A 3249-nucleotide genomic window follows, 5' to 3' on the forward strand; every position below is an offset into this window, starting at 1 on the left:
CCCGCCACACTTTCCTCGGGGGCGCGTCGACATGGAATCGAACGGTGAAGGATTGCATCAGCTTTCTCCCCAGCTGTCCCAGAAGGTCACGGTCTCCGCGGGCGGTCGCGAGGCCGGCCGGAAATCAGTCCCGATCGTGTAGGCCACCGGGAAAAGCGCAGCCTGCGTGACCGTGGCCGGGATGCCCAGCAATTCGGCTACCTCTTGCTCCTTGGCCAAATGCATTGTCGTCCAGACCGATCCGAGGCCACGAGACCGAAGCGCGAGCAAAAAGCTCCAGCCGGCCGGGATGATCGACGCCCAAGCCGACGCGGCGGTCAACACGCTGGAGTTATCGATGCGGTTCTCCAGGCAGGGGATGACATGCACGGGAACTTGGGCCAGTGTGTCGGTGAGGCTGAACGCGCTGGCGTACACGCGCTGGGTTTGCGGGTCAGACGTGTCGTTAGCGGCGAGTGCAAGATACTCAGCGCCGATGCTGCTGTAGATCTCCGCGATGGCGGCGCGTTTGTCGGGGTCGGTGATCACCAGCCACCGCCAATCCTGCGTGTTGCTTGCCGTCGGCGCTTGCATCGCCAGTTGTATGCACTCGAGGATCACCTCGCGACCGACCGGCCGGGTCAGGTCAAGACGTTTGCGCACCGACCGCGTGGTGCTCAGCAGTTCGTCGACGGTGGCGATATCCATGCTGTCCCTCCCGGGGTGCTCAGAGGTCGATCGCGCAGGACTGATCGACGCCGAGCACGCTCAACGAGCGTCCGAGGCCAAGGAACACCGCGACACAGAGGGTGAGATCGAGGATTTCCTCATCGGTGAAGACTTCACGCAGCCGTCCGAAGAACGTGTCGTCGATCGATGCGTGGTCGTTCGCGAACCGCTCGGCGTAATCGATGGCAAGACGTTGGCGCGGCGTGTAGCCGGGATAGGTCGCATAAGCCGCGACGTTCTCATACAGCTCTGGTGCGACGCCGGCCTCGAGCACCGAATCCGCGCGGAAGTCCGAGCACGCGACGCAGTCGTTGATCTGTGCGATCCGCATCCTGGCCAGTTCGCGCTCGTCCGGGGGCAGGATGCTCTGTTGGTACGCGCCGCGGATCATTCGCTCGACCATGTCACCGAGTTGAGGTCGCAGCGTCCAAATCATTGCGGCCTCGCCACCGGGGCCGTCGGGCACATCAAGCCTGGCCATGAAGCGAGCAAACCAGATGTTCGGCGTGACTGTCCAGGTTCCGGCCCGTGGACAGGACGCGATGCCGGGGGTTACCGTCCGTCTGAGCGGAAGCGCGATGCAGCGCTCGCACAGGAGGTCTCGCGGCATGCTCTTCATGCACGAGGTACACACGGTGCGAGGACGCGCCGAGGATGAGTTCGAGGCCGCGTTCCGCGATGGCTGGATGGCCACGCTCGGAGCCGGTGATGAAGCCCGGCTGCTCTGGTACGCCAACCACGCCCACGGCACCGGCCCCGCCTACACGGTCGTCACGGTGACCGCCGTTCGTGATGGTGCGGCATGGGAGCGCCTGGCGCGTCGCATTCAGCGAGGCGATCTGCAGCAGTGGATGCGTGAGCTCGACGCGCTCCGCCACGATGTCGCGGCCAAGCTCCTCGTGGCGCTTCCGTGGTCGCCACTTCGGGACGTGCCGTTCGGCGAAATACCAACGGATGGAAGGGAACACGAGCTGAGCCTCTACATGGAGGACACCATGTGGCCGTACGAGGACGCGTTCACCGAATACATCGACCGCTGCGGCGAGGTGTACTCCAAGAGCCTTGAGACCTCGGAGTCGATGCTGGACATTCAGGCCGGCTTTCAGCCCGCGCTCGGCAGTCACCTGCGCCGGGAAGTGGTACTGATGCAACGGATCCAGCAGCCGGAGGCGCTGCTCAACCTCCTGCGGAACGAGATCCCGGCACGCTACCGTGCACCCGGAACCTGGATGTACGAGGCCTTAGACCTGCGCGATCAATGGACCAGCCGGCTACTCCGGACTTCCTCATGGTCACCGCTGTACTGAGCCGCGCATGAATATCGGCACCATCACCGACGCCGCCGCCATCGGCGATCCCGACCGCGTCGCTCTCATTATCGGCAAGGAATCAATCGGATACGGGCAACTGGCCGCCACCGTCGAACGTTGCGCGGCGGGTTTGGCGGCCAACGGTGTGACGGCCGAAAGCCGTGTCGCCGTCGTCGACGGCGGCAGCCTACTTTCCATCGCATCGGTTTTCGCGGCGGCGCGCATCGGTGCAGCGGCAGCGCTGATGAACCCCGCGCTCACAACATCAGAGCTGCGGGCCCTGATGCAGAATGCGGGATGCGCCGACGTCGCGGTTGCCGGCGATGCATACGCGGCCCGGCTCCATGAAGCGGGCGCGAGCCGAGTGTTGACGGCCGCTGATCTGTTGAGCGACAGCCCTATTCGCGCGGCGACGACGGCCGACGACTTCGACGACCGCGACGCCCTGGTTTTGTTCACCAGCGGTACCACCGGGCTCCCGAAGGCGGTCGCAATCAGCAACGGGCAACTGAGTGGACGCATCCGCGGAATGACGCAACCGTTCCAGCCGGACTCCCCACCCACGATGGCGATGATGTGTGTCCCGTTTTTCCACGTCGGCGGCTCGCTGGGCATCCTCGGCAGCCTCTACTCGGGCAACACCTCGGTCGTGCAAGAGCGGTTCGACGCCGCCGCGTGGTTGCGGCTGGTGCAGGAGCACCGGGTACAAACCGCATTTCTGGTGCCGACCATGCTGCAGCGGATCCTCGACCATCGCGACTTCGCGGGCACCGACCTGACGTCGCTGATCGCCATCGCCTACGGGGCGGCGGCCGCGCCCGTCGCATTGGTGCGCCGCGCGATGGCCGCCCTGCCGCGTGTCGCGTTCGCCAACGTGTTCGGCCAGACCGAAACTCTGGGCGCCTACACAAGTTTGATGCCGCAGGACCACCGCGATCCCAATCGGGTGGGCTCGGTGGGAAAGCCGCTGCCGGGAGTCGAGGTCCGGGTGGTGGATCCCGACACGGGCAGAGACGTCGAAGCGGGGGTTGTTGGCGAGCTGTGGGTGAACACCAGCCAGAACGTCGCCGAAGGCTGGCTGCATACCGGCGACCTCGCACGCCGCGATGCCGACGGCTACATCTATCCCAGCGGCCGGCTCAGCGACACCATCAACCGCGGGGGAGAGAAGTTCGGCCCGATCGAGGTCGAGGAGGCACTGCGTACCCATCCCGCGGTGAGCGACGTCGCG

4 protein-coding genes are annotated in these 3249 nt (G+C 65.4%); 2 read left to right on the forward strand and 2 right to left on the reverse strand.

Annotation, left to right across the window (positions count from 1 at the left end):
- Positions 1-57: 57 nt before the first annotated feature.
- A complete protein-coding gene (locus VN856_RS00035) occupies positions 58-687 on the reverse strand; it encodes a nitroreductase family protein (protein ID WP_325685091.1) in 630 nt (209 codons plus the stop codon).
- A gap of 19 nt (positions 688-706) precedes the next feature.
- Positions 707-1189, reverse strand: coding sequence for a carboxymuconolactone decarboxylase family protein (locus VN856_RS00040; protein ID WP_325685092.1), 483 nt, complete (start codon positions 1187-1189; stop codon positions 707-709).
- Here VN856_RS00040 and VN856_RS00045 point away from each other — a divergent pair.
- Positions 1188-2015 carry a hypothetical protein gene (locus VN856_RS00045; protein WP_325685093.1) on the forward strand — a complete coding sequence of 276 codons (828 nt, stop codon included), beginning with the start codon at positions 1188-1190 and terminating at the stop codon, positions 2013-2015. The two genes, VN856_RS00040 and VN856_RS00045, sit on opposite strands and share 2 nt — an antisense overlap.
- A gap of 7 nt (positions 2016-2022) precedes the next feature.
- Positions 2023-3249, forward strand: a 1227-nt coding sequence (locus VN856_RS00050) for a fatty acid--CoA ligase family protein (RefSeq protein WP_325685094.1), incomplete at its 3' end; no start/stop codon positions are given.

This window comes from Mycobacterium sp. (assembly GCF_035603715.1).
Taxonomy (GTDB): domain Bacteria; phylum Actinomycetota; class Actinomycetes; order Mycobacteriales; family Mycobacteriaceae; genus Mycobacterium.